The organism is Streptomyces sp. NPDC034103, from assembly GCF_055575395.1.
In genome coordinates, this window is the sequence record NZ_JBVISS010000001.1 from 377,211 (window position 1) to 395,790 (window position 18,580).

Consider the following 18,580-nt stretch of genomic DNA (forward strand, 5'->3'; position numbering starts at 1 on the left):
CCAGCCACCAGCGGGACCGTGTCGCCCGGGGCGTACGCCGGATGGGTCCCCCTCGTGTCGAGGCCGACCGAAGGAACGGGGCTCGCGAGCAGCAGGGGGCGGGCACACGCGACGACCTCGCGATACGTGCGTCCCCTGGTCCCCGTCGCTCGCTGCCGACCACGCGTGCGTGGGGCCGTGCGGGCGGTGATGACACGAAAGGCGGCGGGGCGGGTACGTAGGTCTGCATGACATCTGCGCGTCGCGACCCGGTGGTGCCGACCGCCACGTACCGGCTACAGCTCCAGCCCGACTTCCCCTTCGACGCCGCGGCGGCGGCGGTGCCGTATCTGGCCTCGCTCGGCGTCTCGCATCTGCATCTGTCCCCCGTCCTGGAGGCCGTCCCCGGCTCCGGCCACGGCTACGACGTCGTGGACCACGCGCGCGTGCGGGCCGAGCTGGGCGGTGAGGAGGGCTTGCGCGCGCTGGCCCGCACCGCGCGGGAGCACGGTCTCGGCCTGGTGGTGGACATCGTGCCGAACCACATGGCCATGGCCCCGCGCCACAACCGCGCCCTGTGGGAGGTGCTGCGGGAGGGCCCCAAGTCGCCGTACGCGCGCTGGTTCGACATCGACTGGGAGGCGCAGGGCGGGCAGGTGCTGCTGCCGGTGCTCGGCGGCCCGCTCGGCTCGGTCCTCGGTGAGCTGCGGGTCGACGGCGACGTCCTGCGCTACCACGACCACGTCTTCCCGCTGCGCGAGGGCACCGAGGAGCTGCCGCTGCCGCAGCTGCTGGACGCGCAGTGGTACCGCCCGGTGTGGTGGCGGCTGGCCCGTACCGAGCTCAACTACCGGCGCTTCTTCAGCATCTCGGAGCTGATCGGAGTACGGGTGGAGGACCCGGAGGTGTTCGAGGCCACCCACGCCAAGATCCTCCAGCTGCTGCACGAAGGGGTCGTCGACGGACTGCGGATCGACCATCCCGACGGGCTCGCCGACCCCGACGGCTATCTGCGGCGGCTGCACGAGGCGACCGGTGGCCGCTGGACGGTGGTGGAGAAGATCCTCGCCGACGGGGAGCCGCTGCCGGCCGCCTGGCCGGTGGCCGGCACCACCGGGTACGACGCCCTGCGATACGTCGACGGGGTGTTCGCGGACCCGGCGGGCTTCGGTGAACTCCTCGGCCACTACCGGAGGTTCGCGGCCCCGCAGCCGGACCGCGGCGGGCACTGGGAGGCGACCGTGCGGCGGGCGGCGTACAAGGTGCTCACGCACGAGCTGGCCGCCGAGATCGAGCGGCTGACCCGGGTGGCGACCCGGCTGTGCGCCACCTCCGACGAGCCGGCGTTGCGCGACCGCGCGCCCTGGGCCCTGCGCACGGCCTTGCAGGAGCTGTTGGTCCGGATGGAGGTCTACCGGCCCTACGGCTCGGTCGACGCCGCGTCGGTCGTCACGGAGGAGGCCGCGACCGAGGCGAGGCAGGCGTTCGCGGTGCCCGAGGAGGCCGGTGCGGTGGACGTGGTCCGCGATCTGGTGCTGGGGCGGTGGGGCGACGGGCCCGGGCAGGTGGAGTTCGCGACCAGGTTCGCGCAGACCTCCTCGGCGCTGCGGGCCAAGTCCGTGGAGGACACGGCGTTCTACCGCTATGTGCCGCTGCTGTCGGCGACCGAGGTGGGCGGGAACCCGGGGGCACCGGCGGTGTCCCCGGACGACTTCCACGCGTACTGCGCGCGCGTGCAGCGCGACTGGCCGACGACCGGCACGGTGGTGTCGACGCACGACACCAAGCGCAGCGCCGACGTCCGCGCGGCGCTCGCCGTGCTCACCGAGTGCCCTGAGCGCTGGGCCGACGTGCTCGCCGAGGTCACCCGTGACGGCGAGGGCGTGCCGGACACGCAGCTGGCCTGGGCGGCCTGGCAGACCGTGTTCGGGCTCGGCCCGGCGAGCCCGGAGCGGGTGCGGGAGGCGCTGCTGAAGCATGTGCGCGAGGCCGGGCTCCACACGAGCTGGACGGAGCAGGAGCCGTCGTACGAGGAGGCGGTGGCGGCGTTCGTCGCGGCGGGTCCGTGCGGGGCGCCCGGCGAGCACGTGGCGGCGTTGCGGGGCGCGCTGGAGCCGTCGGTCCGGGCGAACGTGCTCGGCACGGCGCTGCTCCATCTGACGATGCCGGGGGTGCCGGACGTCTATCAGGGCACGGAGGCCGAGTACCGGGCGCTGGTGGACCCGGACAACCGCCGTCCGGTGTCGTTCCCGCCGGAGGAGCCCGGCGAGAAGGGCGCGCTCACCGCGGCCGCGCTGCGTCTGCGCGCCCGGCGCCCGGCGGCCTTCGGTGACTCGGCGACGTACGCCCCCCTGTCCGCCGAGGGCCCGTCGGCGGCGCACTGTCTGGCGTTCGCGCGCTCCGGGGACGTCGTCACGGCCGTCACCCGGCTGTCGCTGCGGCTGGCGGAGGCGGGCGGCTGGCGCGAGACGGTGCTTCCGCTGCCGCCGGGCCGATGGAGCGATGTGCTCACCCCGGGGCGGGAGTTCACCGGGCACGCGCGCGTGGACGAGCTCTTCGAGGAGCTGCCGGTGGCACTGCTGGAACGTCTCGAGGACTGAGCCGGGGCCCGAACTCCACCCGGGCGCAGGGGACTTCGCCGTGCGCCGCCCCGCCGCCCGGGCCACCGGCTCGTGACCGCGCGCACTCCCGGAGCCCGGGACGGACGGCGCACGGCGGCGGACGGCGGGGCGGGCCCGTTCGTCCCCGTGGACGGCCCTCGCGTCGGGGCGGCGGGGTGCGCCGGTGCCCGCCCGCCGCCCCATCCGGCCCCGCCCTCCCCTGCCGGCGCCCACGGTCCTCCCCGCCAGCGGTGCGTGCCTCCGGGCGCCCCCAGGAGGCTCCCCCGTCGCCTGCTTGACACTTCACAGAGGGCGTGGGGTACTGCGGATTGCCAAGCCGGTCGGATGTGTCGGGGGTGAGTCTCCTGCCGGAGCCGCGCTACCCCTCAGTGCCCGAAGTCGTCGCCACGGCAAGGGCGTTGGCCGCGCGTCGGCCCGCTCTGTGCACCCTGCGGCAGGTCGGCCGGTCCCGGGCGGGCAGGCCCCTGCATCTGCTGTCCGTGGGCCACGCCCGACGTGCCGTGCTGGTCGTGGCCGGCGCCCACTCCAACGAACCGACCGGCGGCGCGACCCTGCTCCGGGTCGCCGAACACGTCCTGGACGAGCGGGGGTTGAGGTCGGGCACCTCCTGGCACTTCCTGCTGTGCGCGGACCCCGACGGGGCGAGCCTGCATGTCACACCGGCTCCGCGCAGCCTGTACGAGTACCACCTCGGCTTCTTCCGGCCCGCGGGCCACGAGCAGCCGGAGTGGTCGCCCGCGGTGCTGCCGCCCGACCAGCTACCCCCGGAGACCCGCGCCCTGACCGGCGTCATCGACGAGCTGCGCCCCTACCTCCAGGTGACCCTGCACGGCACCGATCTGGGCGGCAGCTGGGTGCAGTTGACGAAGGACATCCCCGGCCTCGCGGAGCCGTTCGCCAAGTCGGCGGCGGAGCTGAACATCCCGGTGGAGACGGGTGCCTCGGACGCCGCGGGCTGGCCCGCGTCCGGGCCCGGGGTGCATGTGATGCCGGCGCCGGGCGCGGGAGCGGCGTACCCGAGCATGCCGGACGACGCGCGCAGCAGCACCTGGTACCACGCCCACCGGTACGGCGGTCTGACCGCGATCGTGGAGGTGCCGATGTGGGCGAGCGACCTGGTCGACGACCCGGCCCCGCATCCGGCCCCGGCGGTCGCGCTGCGGCGCCTGGCGGCTCGGCTGCTGCGGGACACCGCACAGGTGGAGCGGGTGCTCAGGGACGCGACGCCACGACTGCCGGACGTCGAGGGGCCGCTGCTGCGGGCCGCCCGGTGGAGCCTGGAGCTGGTGCCGGGGCTCGCCGCGGACTGGACGCACACCCCGCCCGCCGACGACACGCGCGCGTACGTGGGCAGTGTGGACGCGTTCGCGCACCGGCTGCCCCTGCGGGCGGCGTCGATGCTGCTGCGGGTCCTGGCGGCCCACGACGACCGGGCGGCGCCGGGTCTGGAGCGGCTCGTGGCGGCCTGGAGCGAGGCGTTCGCCCTCCGGTTCCGGGCCCGCTGGGTGCCCTTGGAGCACCAGATCGAGCACCAGTCCCGCACGGTGGTGGCGGCGGCGCTCCACGCGCGCGACCGGGCCGCGTGAGCGACGCCGCCCCACCGGCCGCGGGTCAGCTGTCGAGCGCGAACAGCGAGCCGGTCCGGCCTGCCATCGCACAGCCGTTGGAGAAGGTCTGCGTGTAGTCGACCGGCCGCCCGTTCCACTGTCCACGCGCCTGCGCCGTCACCGGGGCGTAGATCATCGGGCAGTAGGTGGCCCGCATCGGCAGGGCGGCGATGTCGCCGTTCACCCCCGCCAGTTCCGCGCAGGCCTGGGCGGCCCTGTGGTGCCCCTGGGGCGGGTCGCACAGCAGCAGGGTGCCGCGTGTGTCGCTGGACCGGGCGTCGCCCTTGGTGACGGTGAGGAAGAGCCAGTTGCCGGCGCGGGAGTCGCGGGGCGCCGCCGCCTGTGCCTGGGTCGTACCGGCGACGAGGAGGGCGGCCGCGGCGAGCAGGGTGCCTCGTACGGCCTTCGATGCGGTGCAGTTCTTCATTCCCGGTGCATCGGCACGGCGGCCGGTGATCCCCAGCCCGACTCACTCGAACGGGAGCGCACGCGCGCGTGCCGCCGGGCCAGTTCGAACACGGTCTGCACCACGCGCGCCTGGTACTCCACCTGGCGGGCGACGGGGATCCAGCGCGCCCCGCAGCCGTCGCTGTAGTCGGCGCACCACTCGTCGATGAGCCGGTCCAGCTCGGGCAGGGCGCCGGCCGGGTCGGCCCCGGCGCCCGTGACGAGCTGGTGCAGCAGCCCCGCCGTGCGCAGGACCAGGCGCCGCCCGGACAGGCGCAGGGCGGTCAGGTGGCCGTCGCTGAGGGGCGGCATCGGACGGGTGCCGTCGGCGACATCGGGGTCCCAGGAGTCGGCGATGCCGGGGCAGACCAGTAAATAGTCGTCGACCGGTGCGAGCAGCCGCTCCGCGTCCGGGGCGGCGGCGACGAAGGGGCGGACGCGGGCGAAGAGCCGTTGCAGGCGCTGGGTGTCGTGGCGCAGGGTGCGGCTGATGGCGCGCAGCACGGCGGCCGCGTCGGTGGGCGCGGAGGCGTCCTCGACGGCCGGCACGCCCCACATGGGCGCCTCGACGATCGCGGTCACCGTGCCGTACCGGTGGGGGTGGTACCAGGTGGACTCGACGGCGGCCTCGGTGATGGCGGCGGCGAAGTCGCCCCGGCGCGGTGGCGGGATGCGGAAGACGGCGGGGCCGAGGACCGGCCAGTACAGGGTGTCGTAGGGCCCGAGTTCGCGGGGGATGCCGAAACGCGCCGCGTGCTGGGCGACGCGGCGCGCGAGGCCCGGCAGGTCGTGGGTCAGTTCGACGAAGCCGCCGCCCACGTCGACGCCGTGCAGGGAGCACTGGAGGAAGGGCCGCAGTTCGTCCTGGACGTCGAGCAGGGCGCGGGTCTCGGGCAGCGCGGCGGCGTCGGCGCCGTCGGGCAGCCACTCGGGCTGTTCGAGGAAGCCGGGCCGGAAGAAGTTCCGGAAGTACCGGCCGAGGGTGTACGGGCCGTGCAGCCAGCCCTCGTTGCGGCGCAGGCCGTCCGGGTCGAGGCAGAGCAGCAGGTTCCAGGTGGCGTCGGCGCCCTCGGTGAGCGAGGGGTCGGCGAGGGCGCGCTCGGCGAGCCGCAGGACGGTGCCGCCGCCCACGGGTTCGTTGGCGTGCGGGCCGGCGACGACGAGGGCCTGGCGGGTGCCGTGGCCGACGGAGAGCAGCCACAGGGGGGTGCCCGCGCGGGACGTGCCGACCTTGCGGAGCCGGGCGTCGCGGGGGTGGCGGGCGACGAGTGCGGCCGCCCGCGCGCCCAGCTCGTCGACGGTCGGATAGCGGAGGAGTGGCGGCAGGGCACACCTCCACGAATGTGGTGCCGTCGATTCACCTGATGTGCATGGTGTACGCACAGTGAGTCACGACTTGTGGGGTACGTCAACACCGCCGACGAGAAAGGGATCTGAGGCCTCGACAGGACGTAAACCCCAGGCCAGAGCTAAGGTTCGGCTCACTCGGAGGAGAGCCGGAACCACATCCGCCCGAAGCCGATCTGGTCGCCTTCCCGGACGACAGCGGCGCCGATGACACGGCGTCCGTTGACTGTGGTGCCGTTGGTCGAACCGAGGTCCCGCAGCACCCACATGCCGCCCTGCCGGCTCAGCTCCGCGTGCACCCGGGACACCGTCTCGTGGCTCAGGCGAAGGCCGTTGGCGGGGTCGCGGCCGATGCGCAGCGGGTAGCCGTTGCCCGGGTGGGGCAGCAGCAGCTTGGGCAGCCGCTCGGCCTGCCAGGCGCGGCGCAGGCGCTGGGTGAAGCCGGAGACCGCCTCCACGGAGCCGAAGACGAGGCGGGAGAAGCGGCTCTCGGAGGACAGGTCGGCGGTGAGCGCGGCGAGTTCGTCCGAGCGCCGGGCGGCGAGCGCCAGCTCCATGCGCCGGATGAACGTGTCGTGCGACAGCCGCCCCAGGGCGACGCCCTCACGCAGCACCTTCAGCGCATGGTCGCGCTCCGCGTCGGACAGCCGCGCGGGGTACGTGTTGAACTCGAAGGACGACGTCACGTTCGTGATTGTCGGTCAGCGGGCGCCGGGTGTCCAGAAAACGTGAGAACGGCCGCCCGCCCCCGTGAGCGACGCCACCTGCCAAGACACCCGCCGCAAAAGGGCGGATGCGAAAGCGGCCCGGCCTTGTTTGAAGCACCATGGACGGGCTACATCACGGTGAGCAGACGAAGGGGAACCGTCCGTGCAGTTCGAGGTGTGGGCACCGCAGTGCGACCGTGTGACGCTCCAGTGCGACGGCGCCACGCGCGCGTTGGAGCGCGATTCCGAGCGGCCCGGCTGGTGGCGCGGGGAGGCGGAGGCGCGGGACGGCTCCCGGTACGGCTTCGCGCTGGACGACGGCCCCGTGCTGCCGGACCCGCGCTCACGACGGCAGCCCGACGGCCCGGACGGGCTGAGCGCGGTCGTCGACCACGGGCGGTACGCGTGGCGTGCCGAGTGGTCCGGACGACCGCTGCCGGGCGCGGTGCTGTACGAGCTGCATGTGGGCACGTACACGCGTGAGGGCACGCTGGAGGCGGCCGCCGAGCGGCTCGGCCATCTGGTCGAACTCGGCGTCACCCACGTCGAGTTGATGCCCCTGTGCCCCTTCCCCGGCCGGCACGGCTGGGGGTACGAGGGCGTCTCGCTGTGGGCCGTGCACGAGCCGTACGGCGGGCCCGAGGGGCTGAAACGGTTCGTCGACCGGGCGCACGAGCTCGGACTCGGCGTGGTCCTGGACGTCGTGCACAACCACCTGGGTCCGTCGGGCAACTATCTGCCCGTCTTCGGGCCGTACTTCACCGACACCCATCACACGCCGTGGGGTTCCGCGGTGAACCTGGACGCGCCCGGGTCGGACGAGGTGCGGGCGTATCTCCTGGGCAGTGCGCTGGCCTGGCTGCGGGACTACCGGATCGACGGGCTGCGGCTGGACGCGGTGCACGCGCTGGTGGACACGCGCGCGTGCCACTTCCTCGAGGAGCTGTCGGCCGCGGTGGACGCGCTCGCCACGGACCTCGAGCGGCCGCTGTTCCTGATCGCCGAGTCCGACCTCAACGACCCGCGCCTGGTGACACCGCGCGCGGAGCACGGCTACGGGCTGGACGCGCAGTGGAACGACGACTTCCACCACGCCGTGCACACCGCCCTGACCGGCGAGTCCCAGGGCTACTACGCCGACTTCGGGCGCGCCCCCCTCGCCGCGCTCGCCAAGACGCTGACGGGCGGGTACTTCCACGACGGCACGTACTCCAGCTTCCGGGGCCGGGTCCATGGGCGCCCCCTGGACCGTTCACGGGTGGCGGCGCACCGGCTGCTCGGCTACAGCCAGACCCACGACCAGGTGGGCAACCGCGCCCAGGGCGACCGTCTTTCGGCGTCCCTCTCCCCCGGTCTGCTGGCCTGCGCGGCGACACTGACACTGACCGCGCCCTTCACGCCGATGCTGTTCATGGGCGAGGAGTGGGCGGCGGGCACGCCCTGGCAGTTCTTCACCGACCACACCGACCCCGAGCTTGCGGAGGCCGTACGCCGGGGCAGGCGGCGGGAGTTCGCCGAGCACGGGTGGGCGGAGGAGGACGTGCCCGACCCGCAGGACCCGGCGACCCGGGACCGCTCGTGCCTGGACTGGTCCGAGCTGGACCGTGAGCCCCACGCGCGCGTGCTGGCCTGGTACCGCCGGCTCCTCGCGCTGCGCCACGAGCAGGCCGACCTCACCGACCCGGACCTCGCCGACACCAAGGTGGCGTACGACGAGCGAAGCCGCTGGCTGGCCTTCAGGCGGGGGGACGTGCGGGTGGCGGTGAATCTGGCCAAGGAGCCCGCCGCGATTCCGCTGGGGTCCCGCCAGGCCCGTGTGCTGGCCGCGTGGGAGCCGGTGGAGGCACCCGGAGCGGACGGGGCGCTCCAGGTACCCGGGGAGTCGTGCGTGGTGCTGCTCCAGGAGTGAGCGGCGGGATGCCTCCGGCCGGGGTGGAGGCGGGCGTGGTGCTGCCCCAGGAGCGAGCGGCGGCGGGATGCCTCCGGCCGGGGCGGAGCCGTGTGTGGTGCTGCTCCAGGAAGGAGCGGCGGCCCGGCGCCTCCAGCCGGGGCGGGTCTACGGCTCTCCTTCGTCCCGTCTCGGCTCCGTGACCCGCTCCAGCAGGATCGCCTCCCAGGCGTGCCGCAGCTGTGCCCGCAGCTCCGGCAGCGGGGTGGTGCCGCGGCCCTCCAGGCGTTCGGCGAGGCGGATCAGCGCGTCGCAGCGGGCCAGCCACAGACCGCGCAGACAGGGGCGGGCACCGTACCCGGCGAGGGTGGCGGCGCGGACCGCGGCGGGCGAGCCGACGGCCAGGGCGAGGCCTGCGATGTCCTCGGCGGGGTCGCCGAGGACCGCGTCGGACCAGCCGAGCACGCCGCGCACCCGCCCCTCCGCGCTGACGACGAGGTGGTCGCCGGTGAGGCCGTGGTGGACCAGGACGGCGGTGCCGGACTGGGCGACGAGCTGCGCGGCGGCCGGCAGACCGAACTGGTTGAGCCGGCCCGGGTCGAACTCGTCGGCGGCACCGAGCCGTTCGGCGGCGTTCCCGGCCGCGCGGCGGCAGGCCTCCAGGGAGCGCGGGGCGACGCGCGGGACGCCGAGGGTCTCCGCCTGCCGGGCCGGCACCTCGCGCAGCCCGGTGAGCACGGCGGCGAGGTCGGCCTCGCCGACGGCGGAGACCTCGTGCTCGCGCGCGGAGCCGCCGGGGACCAGGGTGTCCAGCGTGTAGGTCAGGCCGGGCGACCACTCGCCGTGGGCGACGCTGGTCGGGACGGCCACCGGGACATGGGCGCGGACGAGGTCGCGCAGCCGCAGCTCGCGGCGTTGACGCCGGGCGGCCTCGCGGTCGGGGGCGAGGCGCAGGACGTGGCGGGCGCCGACCCACCAGGTGGCGGGCTCGGCGCCCTCGGAGACGGGCCGGACCTCGGGTCCGGAGCCGCTCGATGCGTCCTTGAGGAGGGAACGGACCAGCCGGCGGACGGTGTCCGCGGTGGGTGTCGGTGCCTGGGTCATGGTCGCGCCGTACTCACTCGGGGGTGTGCTGGGGCTGCTGAGGGCTGTTCAGTCCACTATGACCATCTCGCGGGTGGTGTCGTTGAGGCGGCGCCCGCCGTCCTCGGTGACGGTGACGATGTCCTCGATGCGCACCCCGAAGCGACCGGGCAGATACACGCCGGGTTCCACGGAGAAGCACATACCGGGGACCAGGGGCTGCTGTTCGCCCTCGATCATGTACGGCGGCTCGTGGGTGGTGACGCCGATGCCGTGACCGGTGCGGTGGATGAAGTACTCGCCGTACCCGGCGTCGGCGATGACCGCGCGGGCGGCCCGGTCGACCTCCTGGCAGGCGACGCCCGGCCGCACCGCCCTGAAGCCCGCCTCCTGGGCCTCGCGCACCAGGTCGTGGACCCGGCGCTCCTCGTCGGTGGGTTCGCCGACGTGGACGGTGCGGGAGGTGTCGGAGCCGTAGCCGTTCCTGAGGCCGCCGAAGTCGAGGACGACCATGTCGCCGCGCTCGATGACCCGGTCCCCGACCTCGTGGTGCGGATGGGCGCCGTTGGGTCCTGAGGCGACGATGGTGAAGTCGACCTGCTCGTGCCCGAAGCGGCGCAGCAGCGCGGCGAGGTCGGCGCCGACCTCGGACTCCCGGCGGCCGCCGAAGGCGACGTTCCGGATCTCCTCGAACGTCGCGTCGGCGGCGGCACCCGCGGCCGCCAGGAGCTCCAGTTCCGCCGCGTCCTTGACCGCCCGCAGCATCGGCAGGGCGTCGCTGAGAGAGGCGTAGGAGGTGCCGGGCAGCGCCTTCTGCAGGCCGAGCAGGTGCATCGCCCAGGCGTTGTCGCTGATGCCGAACCGGCCGCCGGCGTCGAGGAGGGCGGCGGTGGCGGCGTAGGGGTCCTTGCCGTCGGTCCAGTCGTGCAGGGTCAGCGCGGGCGCTCCGGCGGCGTGCGCGGCGTCCGGGGCCTCCAGGGTGGGGACGACGAGGGCGGGGTCCTGGCCGGGGGCGAGGACCAGCAGGGTGAGCCGTTCGGTGATCGCGGTCGGGGCGTAGCCGGTGAGCCAGACCAGGTCCGGCCCGGGCGCCACGAGGAGCCCGGCGAGTCCGGCGTCGGCGGCCGCGCGGGCGGCCCGCTCCATGCGGGCCCGGTAGTCGTCGGCGGTGAAGGGCGCGGGCTTGCTGCCGGTCATCCGGGCCTCCCTGGGCGGGTGAAGGGACTACGGGCAGCATCCTGCCCGGACAGCGGGGGCGGCGCGAGCCGGTCCGCGGCGTTTTCGGCGGGGACGGGGGTGTGCGCGAGAGGGAACGTCCCGGCCACCGGGTCAGTTCTCCAGGGCCAGGCGGACGCCGAGCAGCAGCAGGAGGCCCCCGGAGACCTGCTCCAGCCGTCGGCGCACCCCGGCCCGCGACAGCAGGGTGCGCCTCCGGCCGACGAACCACACGTACAGGCCGTGGCAGCCGGCCTCGTAGACCGCCCAGAGCGCGGCGAGGCCCACCATCGTGGGCGGGTGCGGGGCGCCGGCGGGCACGAACTGCGGCAGGAAGGACATCGCGAAGACGGCGGCCTTGGGGTTGGCGAGGTTGAGCAGCAGCCCGCCCCGGTAGGCGGCCCAGCCGCTGTTCCCGCCGCCGGGCCGGTCCTCGTCCCCGGCCGCGGTCGTGTCCGGGTCCGGCTCGCTCCTGCGCGCCTGGCGCGGTGCCTGGACGCCGAAGGCGACGAGCACGACCGCGCCGACGAGACGCGTCACGTCGTACGCCACCTCGGAAGCCGTCAGCACCGCGGTCAGGCCGAACGCGGCGAGGAGGCTCCGGACGAATACGCCGGTCTCGTTGCCGAGCACGGTCAGGAACCCGGCGCGTCTGCTGTGCGGCGACTGCTTGATGATCAGCACGGTGCTCGGTCCGGGGGCGGCCGCGATCAGGGTGCAGGCCCCGAGGAAGGCGATGAGCGTGCTCGGCATGGGGCACATCGTGGCGCGCGGGGCGGTGGCCGACCACCGGTTTTCCCGCTGAGGGGAGGCAGGGGCGCTGGACGACCGCACCTGGTGCGCTTCCCGGTCCTCATGTGACCACGCCCGGGATCGCGGTCAGCTGCTGGTACCCACCGCTCTCGTGACGGACCGTCAGAAGCACCTTCCGGCCGGGGCGGGTGTTCGCGACCGCGCGGGCGAGGTCGGCGGCCGAGTCGACGCGCTTCTTCCCCACGTGCAGGAGGACGTCGCCCCGTACCAGGCCCGCCGCGTAGCCCGGCCCGGGTACGTGCACGCCGACGACCAGCGCGCCCGCCTTCTCGGCGTCCACGGCCTCCACACCGAGGGTCGCTGGGGCGGGGGCCGGCGAGGTGGCGGGCGGCGTGGGTGCGGGGACCGGGGCGGAGGCCGGGGCGGGGGGCGCCTGTTCCGTCCGGCGCTGGAGCTCGGCGAGCCGGCTCATGCCGATCACGGTGGCGCCGACGGTGCCGAGGCCCACGCCGGACAGCACCAGGACCGTCCCGACGAACAGCGCGAGCAGCAGGGTCCGCAGCTTCCGGCCGCGGCGGGGTGCCGCGTGCGGATGCCGGGCCGCACGATGTGGGCCGCCGCCGGGCTCCTGGCCGGGCATCGGCTTCGGACGCAACGCGGTCTGTTCCATGGCTTGCCTCCGGCGGACGGACACTGGTCGCTCCCCGCTGGTGCCCTACCCGGACCGCGGGCGCCGGACGAGCCACGAACGAGTGAGACTGACCGGCGGCCACGAACGGGAAGCCATGGGTGTTCGGCCACCCGCTCGATGCCGACCGCGAGGACCGCGGCGGGCCCGGGGTCAGGCAGTCAGCGCGTCCGCCAGTGCCGCGGCCGCTCCCCCGGGCGTTCCCGTGTGCACCAGCTCCGTCCGGTGGACCACGCGCGGCTCCACGACCGGGACGGCGACGGCGCCCGGGACCCCCGTCGCCGCGGACGCCGGCAGCAGGGTCAGACCGCGGCCCGCGGCGGCCAGGGCGGTGAGGGTGCGTACGTCCGTGCCGTCGTAGCGCAGGGCGGGGCGGAAGCCGTGGCCGCCGTTCGCGGCGCGGAGCTGGGCGAGCGGCAGGCCGGCGTCGGGCGCGTCCAGCCAGCGGGCGTCGGCGAGGTCGCCCAGGCGCAGACGGGTGCGGCGGGCGAGCGGGTGCGTGTCGGGCAGCAGGACGCGGACGGCTTCCTCGCCCGCGCCCCGGCTGGTCAGCGGTGCCACGTCCGGCAGCCGCAGCGGGTCGCTGGGCGCGGCCAGCCCGTCGACCAGACCCAGGTCCGCCGCGCCCGTGGCGACCGCCGCCAGGACCGCCTCGCGGGCGAGGACGCGCAAGGTCACGCCCGCGACCGGGAGTGCGGCCAGGACGCGGGGCGCGAGCGCGGTGGGAGAGGCGGCCAGCGTCAGACCGAGCTCGGGGGCCGCCGCCCGCCGTACGACGTCCGCGCGGGCCGCGTCCAGACGCAGCAGCAACGGACCGGCGTGCTCCAGGAGCCGCTCGCCGGCCGGCGTCGGCGCGACGGGACGACGGGTCAGCAGCGCAGCGCCCAGGTCCTGTTCGAGCGCCTGGATGTGCTGGGACACCGCCGACTGGGTGTAGCCCAGCTCGCGGGCGGCCTCCGAGAAGGAGGCCAGTCGGGCGACGGTGACGTAGGTGCGCAGAAGGTGCGGGTCCATGCCGCCCAGGATCTCATCAGTGTTGCTTATCGCGGGACCAGGAATCATCGTTGGACGCGATCCTGCGGGCGCCCGCAGGATGAGCGCATGACCAACTCCAGTGCCCCTGCCGCCCGGATCGCCCTGGTCGGCGACCGCTCCCCCAGCGTGGTGTCCCACACCCGCGTCCCCCTCCTCCTGGACGCCCTCGCCGAGCGCGACCGGCTCGCCCTCGACGCCTACTGGATCCCGTCCGAGGACGCCGAGGAGGAGGGCGCCGTCAGCGGGTTCGACGCGGTGTGGGTGCTGCCGGGCAGCCCGTACCGCAGCGAGGCGGGTGTGCTCACGGCGATCCGCACCGCCCGCGAGACGGGCATCCCCTTCCTCGGCACGTGCGGCGGGTTCCAGCACGTGTTGCTGGAGTACGCCCGCAACGTCTGCGGCCTCACCCGCGTGGCGCACGCCGAGACCGACCCCGACGCCGAGGACCTGCTCATCGAGCCGCTGGCCTGTTCGCTCCTCGGGCACGAGGGCGTGGTCACGCTGGAGCCGGGTTCGCTGGCCCAGACCGTGATGGGCACCGAGCGCACGGTGGAGCGCTACTTCTGCGCCTACGGCCCCTCCCGCCACCTGGACACCCTGCGCGCCCACGGTCTGCGCTTCTCCGGGCACGACGAGGACGGCCACGTGCGCCTCGCCGAACTGCCGGGCCACCCCTTCTTCCTGGCCTCGCTGTTCCAGCCCGAGCTGTCCGGCGACGGCTCGCACCCGCACCCCATGGTCCGGGCACTGGCGCGAGCCGCGGTGGCGCACGCGGTGGCCGACCGGGGTCAGCCGGTGTGACCCTGCCCGTGCCCGCCGTGATGCCCGGAGCCGTGGTCGAACTTCAGGGCCTCGGGGGGCAGGACGACGAAGGGCCGCATCATGCCCATGTCCTCGTGCTCCAGGAAGTGGCAGTGGTACATGAACCTGCCGTACGCCCCGTCGAACTTGCCCATGATGCGCAGCATCTGGTTGCCCGGGACCCGGTAGACGTCCTTGTACCCGAGTTCGTTGGGCGCGAGCGGGATCGTCCTGGTCGGGTCGTGGGTGATCGGGGTGCGGGTGCCGCCCACCGTCGGGTCGAAGCCCGAGACCACGTACGGGTCCCGTCCGAGTGCCTGGAAGTCGGCCAGGTGGATGTGCATCGGGTGCGGTATCGGCGCGAGGTTGAGGAAGCTCCACTGCTCGTGGCTGCCCTCGGCGATGGTGAAGCCCAGGCCGTCGTTGAAGGTCCGGGCCGTGCGCCGGTAGGTCTTCGTGGTGCCGTCCGGGCCGGTGACCTGGATGATCCCCTCGGCCGGGAACGTGATGCCGCTCGCGTCCTCGACCTCGGCCATCTCCCAGATCTCCGGGTGGCCCCCACCGCCCTTGGTGCCGGGCGGGGTGAGCACGATCAGCCGGTGGCCGTGCTCCACGTCGTGCGTCATCCGGCGGAAGGAGCCGGAGAGCATCTCGGGCACCTCGAAGGTGTCGGCCTCGCAGGACTCGCGGACCCGGAACTCCATGACGGCCGGGTAGCGCACGTTGCCCACCGGGTCCGGGACGCCCACCGGCTGGTTGGGGCCCTTGTTGAGCAGCCGGAGCCTGCGGCCCGCGAGGCCGCGGAAGTCGACCAGCAGGTCGAAGCGCTCCGCCGGGGCGGCGGTCAGGGTGGGCAGCGCGCCGTCGAAGTCGATCGGCACGGGGCGCGGCAACAGCCCGCCGTCGCTGCCGATCTGGTGCACGATGCCCGGCACCGGCTGGTCGTCCTCGTCGACCAGGACCAGGTCGTAGATGCGCGCGTTGGACGCGTTCACCAGGCGGAAGCGGTACCAGGCGTCGTCCACGTCGGCGTAGGGCCAGATCCGGCCGTTGACCGTGGTGTACGGGCCGAGGAACGGTGTGGTGACCGGCTTGCCCGTCTCCGGGTGGGACGGGTTCACCACGATCGTCTTGTGCAGCAGCCTGCCGTTGAGCAGGCCGTCCTCGTCGGTGTCGAGGTTGCGGTCGGCCAGCAGCAGCGGTATCTCCCGCTCCCCGAAGGGGAGATGGAGGGCGTCCTCCTCCTCGTCACGGACGAGGTAGGTGCCGTACAGGCCCGCCAGCACGTTCCACCGCGTGATGTTCATGGCGTGGTCGTGGTACCACCACTGCACCGCCTGATGGTCGTTCGGGTACTCGGAGAGCTGGGCGTCGCCGGAGCCCACCGCGTTGTCGGCCCAGCCGTCGTTGCCGCCGCCGGTCTGGGCGCCGTGCAGATGGGTCACCGACCAGGCGGGCAGGGCGGCGACATTTTCGTCGGGCTTGACGCCGCCGCGGCCGGGCTCGGTGGTGGCGGGCGCGGTCCCCGCCGGGCGGACCGGCACCTCGACGGCGGTGACCGGGTACTCGCTGCCCTTCGGGATGCGGTTGGTCCAGGCGATGCGGACCCGCTGGCCGCGCCGCACCTCGATGGTGGGGCCGGGCACCATGCCCTCGTAGCCCCACATCAGGGTCGGCGGCAGCTGCGGGTGCAGCCGCACCCAGGTCGGGTGCAGGGCGATCTCCGTCTCGCGCAGCACGTCGCCGCCGGTGGGCCGCAGGACGGGCGGGACGGGTAACGGCGCGACGTACGGCGTCAGTTCGCCTGGCGCCGCCTGCCGCTCCCCCTGGTCGCTCTCCGTGATCCTCTCAATGATGTCAGTCAAGATCGAACTCCCCCGTGTGATCTGTTGGTTGTTCCCCTCATCTCAGAAGACTCGTGGCGCATCGTCGAAGTTCCCTGAATATCCCATTCCGTACGAGAAAATTCGGAAACTTCGACGACCGGTGAGGGAACCCCTGTCACCCAGGGCGGCTGTCACCTTCCGTGACGCGCGTCAGCCGACGAGGGGCAGCGCCGGCGGGCGGTCCGGGCGGAAGCCGTGGGTGCGGCGGGCGAGGTGCTCGGCCTTGTAGCGGTCGACGGTGCGGTGCCAGTTCAGGATGCCCGCCATCCAGTTCTGGAGGTCCAGGACATGGTTCCGCATGATCTCGCGGGCCTCTTCCGACAGGTCGAAGTCGTCGTACACCACGGGCAGTTCATGGGCCGCGACATGCTGGAACTGCTCCATGCGCCGGGTCATCAGGTCATGGACGACGTGGAGCGCGGTCGGGTAGTCGACGCCGAAGAAGTTCTGCACGACGAGGATCGCGTTGTGGATCTCGCCCTCGTACTCGATCTCCTTCTGGTACGAGAAGACGTCGTTGATGAGCATGCCGTAGTCGATGGCGGCGTTCTCCAGCGAGCGGACCGGGCCGCTGCGGTAGACCTCCGGCGGGACGGCGGGGCCGTGGCCCATCCGGCACAGGCTCAGGGTGAGGTCGGAGCCGAAGGTGGCGCGCCGCATGTCCAGGTAGTCGACGGGGTCGGGGATGCGGTTCTGGATCTGGTTGGAGAGCTCCCAGACCCAGCCCTCGGTCATGACGTTCACGGCGTCCTTCAGGGTGCGCCGCTGGTCCGGGGTCATCCCGGCCGTCGTGCGTGCCCACAGGTCGATCAGGCCGCGTTCCATGCCGCTCTGCGGCTGCGGCACCGCTTCGCCCGCCACCGGCATGCAGTCCGACAGGCGCCGGGTGACCAGCCGGGCGGCGCCGAGGTCGCGACGGTGACCGAAGACGAGCGGGTAGTAGTCGTCGCCGTACGTGCCCCAGGCGAGCCACTGCGCGCTGAGGTCGAGCGCCTCGGGTGTCGCGTCCGGGTCCAGGCCGGCCGAGCACAGCGGCAGGTCGGCCGCGGCGAGGTGGTCCTCGTCCCAGACGCCCTCCTGGAGCATGCCCATGCGGTGCATCCACGCGGTGAGGCGGGGGCGGGCGGCGGGCAGGTGCGGGCAGAGGTCGACCTCGAAGGGCATGTGGAAGTCGGGCAGAAGGGACGGGCCGACCTTCTGGTACGGCACGTGCGTGTAGGCGCGCAGGCGTTCGGCGCCGGCCGCGGCGAGCAGGGCGCCGATGTCGGCGGCCGAGGTGCCGGGGCCGGTCGGGCCGTGCCAGGGAGAGGTGGTGGTGGCGCCCTCGTTCATGTAGCGGCTGGAACGCAGGTGCCATTCGTGGCCGCCGGACTGCCAGTCCTGAAGTCCCTTGGTGTAGGCGGCGATCGCGGCGACCTCGCCCGGCGTGAGTCCCTGCTCCAGGGCGAGCGCGGGCACCTCGGTGAGGGCCGTGTGCTCGAACTGGTGAAGGCGGGAGGTCAGGATGTCGTTGACGGTGTCGGCGGCCTCCTGGGTGGTGCAGCCGAAGAACGTCTCCAGCACCAGCACGCCGTTGCTGTTCTCGCCCTCGTCCTCGACCTCCCGCTGGTAGGAGAAGAGGTCGTTGCGCAGGTGGACGGCGTCGGAGAACGTCTCCATCAGCACCCGCAGCGGCCTGGACCCCGCGACGGACAGCGGCACTTCGGCCGTCGCGTACTCCACGAGCCCCGCCGACCAGGGGGCGCCGCCGACCTTGCGGCGCATCTCGATGTACTCGACGGGGTTGGCGATCCGGCCCTCGTTGATGTTGGACAGTTCCCACAGCGACTCGTTGAGGAGGTGCTCGGTGGCCAGGGCGAAACGGCGGCGCCAGTCGGCCGACATGGCCGGCACGGTACGCGTCCACAGGTCGGCGAGGCCCGCCTCCACGGGGTTCTGCGGCTCGGGCATCGGGGTGGACAGGTCCATCGGCATGAACAGGGGCAGCCGGTCGAGGTAGGCCTTGCCGCCCGCGCGGTCCTGGGTGCGTTTGAAGATCTCCAGGAAGTGGTCGTCGAAGAAGAAGACCCACACGTACCAGTCGGTGATCAGCGAGAGGGCGGGGCCGTCGCAGTCGGGATGGGTGTAGGCGCAGAGCAGTCCGTAGTCGTGCGCGTCGAGGTCGGACTGCTCCCAGACCCCGGATCCCTCCAGCATGCCCATGTCGCGGGCCCACCGCGTCGAGTGCGCGCGCGCCTCGTCGAGGTGCGGGTTCAGCCGCGCGGGATGTGGCATGTAGAAGTGCGGGAGTTCGAAGGGCTGCGTCATGCGCGGGGCCCTACCCAGCGCCCTTCGACGGCATCCGCGAGACGACACATGATCACACCATCGCGTGAATCGGGGCCGAACTCGGGAGTTCTCGACGGGTCTTGTGGCGTTCATCTCTACGCGCGCGGACTTCACCCGTTCACGTGTCCCCTCCTCACCGGAGTCCCGATGAACCACGACCACCGAGCCCTCTCCCGCCGGACCGCGCTCGCGGCC

General features: G+C 73.7%; 14 protein-coding genes. 4 read left to right on the plus strand and 10 right to left on the minus strand.

Going from position 1 to position 18,580, the window contains the following annotated elements; all coding sequences use genetic code 11:
• Positions 1–227: 227 nt before the first annotated feature.
• A complete protein-coding gene (gene treY, locus ACZ56U_RS01695) occupies positions 228–2,579 on the plus strand; it encodes a malto-oligosyltrehalose synthase (protein ID WP_469082016.1) in 2,352 nt (783 codons plus the stop codon).
• 356 nt (positions 2,580–2,935) lie between these two features.
• On the plus strand, positions 2,936–4,186 hold the full coding sequence (locus tag ACZ56U_RS01700) for a M14 family zinc carboxypeptidase (protein WP_469082017.1): 1,251 nt from the start codon (positions 2,936–2,938) through the stop codon (positions 4,184–4,186).
• A 25-nt stretch (positions 4,187–4,211) separates the two neighbouring features.
• Here the strand turns inward: ACZ56U_RS01700 and ACZ56U_RS01705 are convergent, their stop codons facing one another.
• The 3 genes from ACZ56U_RS01705 to ACZ56U_RS01715 all read right to left on the minus strand — a co-directional run bounded on the left by ACZ56U_RS01705 (position 4,212) and on the right by ACZ56U_RS01715 (position 6,687).
• Entirely contained in the window at positions 4,212–4,634 is a 423-nt protein-coding gene (locus ACZ56U_RS01705) for an SSI family serine proteinase inhibitor (protein ID WP_469082018.1), read from the minus strand.
• Positions 4,631–6,037 (minus strand): M14 family zinc carboxypeptidase, encoded by a 1,407-nt coding sequence (locus ACZ56U_RS01710; RefSeq protein WP_469082019.1) that lies wholly within the window; start codon positions 6,035–6,037, stop codon positions 4,631–4,633. The genes ACZ56U_RS01705 and ACZ56U_RS01710 overlap by 4 nt, the downstream gene beginning before the upstream one ends.
• Positions 6,038–6,135: 98 nt before the next feature.
• Positions 6,136–6,687, minus strand: coding sequence for an FHA domain-containing protein (locus ACZ56U_RS01715; RefSeq protein ID WP_469082020.1), 552 nt, complete (start codon positions 6,685–6,687; stop codon positions 6,136–6,138).
• 184 nt (positions 6,688–6,871) lie between these two features.
• Here ACZ56U_RS01715 and treZ point away from each other — a divergent pair, with 184 nt between their 5' ends.
• Positions 6,872–8,617 (plus strand): malto-oligosyltrehalose trehalohydrolase, encoded by a 1,746-nt coding sequence (gene treZ / locus ACZ56U_RS01720; protein WP_469082021.1) that lies wholly within the window; start codon positions 6,872–6,874, stop codon positions 8,615–8,617.
• 147 nt (positions 8,618–8,764) lie between these two features.
• On the opposite strand, the gene ACZ56U_RS01725 is transcribed toward treZ, so the two are convergent.
• From ACZ56U_RS01725 to ACZ56U_RS01745, 5 genes are all read right to left on the minus strand, one after another.
• Positions 8,765–9,700, minus strand: coding sequence for an aminoglycoside phosphotransferase family protein (locus tag ACZ56U_RS01725; protein WP_469082022.1), 936 nt, complete (start codon positions 9,698–9,700; stop codon positions 8,765–8,767).
• 48 nt (positions 9,701–9,748) lie between these two features.
• Complete coding sequence (locus ACZ56U_RS01730; RefSeq protein ID WP_469082023.1) at positions 9,749–10,876, minus strand: M24 family metallopeptidase; 1,128 nt, start codon at positions 10,874–10,876, stop codon at positions 9,749–9,751.
• Between the two features lie 132 nt (positions 10,877–11,008).
• A complete protein-coding gene (locus ACZ56U_RS01735) occupies positions 11,009–11,647 on the minus strand; it encodes a LysE family translocator (protein ID WP_469082024.1) in 639 nt (212 codons plus the stop codon).
• A 100-nt stretch (positions 11,648–11,747) separates the two neighbouring features.
• A complete protein-coding gene (locus tag ACZ56U_RS01740) occupies positions 11,748–12,317 on the minus strand; it encodes a PDZ domain-containing protein (RefSeq protein WP_469082025.1) in 570 nt (189 codons plus the stop codon).
• A 171-nt stretch (positions 12,318–12,488) separates the two neighbouring features.
• Positions 12,489–13,349, minus strand: a complete 861-nt coding sequence (locus ACZ56U_RS01745; protein WP_469082026.1) for a LysR family transcriptional regulator — start codon at positions 13,347–13,349, stop codon at positions 12,489–12,491.
• 87 nt (positions 13,350–13,436) lie between these two features.
• On the opposite strand from ACZ56U_RS01745, the gene ACZ56U_RS01750 reads away from it, so the two are divergent.
• Complete coding sequence (locus tag ACZ56U_RS01750) at positions 13,437–14,171, plus strand: CTP synthase C-terminal region-related (seleno)protein (protein ID WP_469082027.1); 735 nt, start codon at positions 13,437–13,439, stop codon at positions 14,169–14,171.
• Here the strand turns inward: ACZ56U_RS01750 and phsA are convergent.
• Together phsA and cyc2 are read right to left on the minus strand one after the other, a co-directional pair.
• Positions 14,159–16,036 (minus strand): O-aminophenol oxidase PhsA, encoded by a 1,878-nt coding sequence (gene phsA / locus ACZ56U_RS01755; RefSeq protein ID WP_469082028.1) that lies wholly within the window; start codon positions 16,034–16,036, stop codon positions 14,159–14,161. The genes ACZ56U_RS01750 and phsA overlap by 13 nt on opposite strands.
• 171 nt (positions 16,037–16,207) lie before the next feature.
• Entirely contained in the window at positions 16,208–18,364 is a 2,157-nt protein-coding gene (cyc2, locus tag ACZ56U_RS01760; RefSeq protein WP_469082029.1) for a germacradienol/geosmin synthase Cyc2, read from the minus strand.
• Positions 18,365–18,580 lie beyond the last annotated feature (216 nt).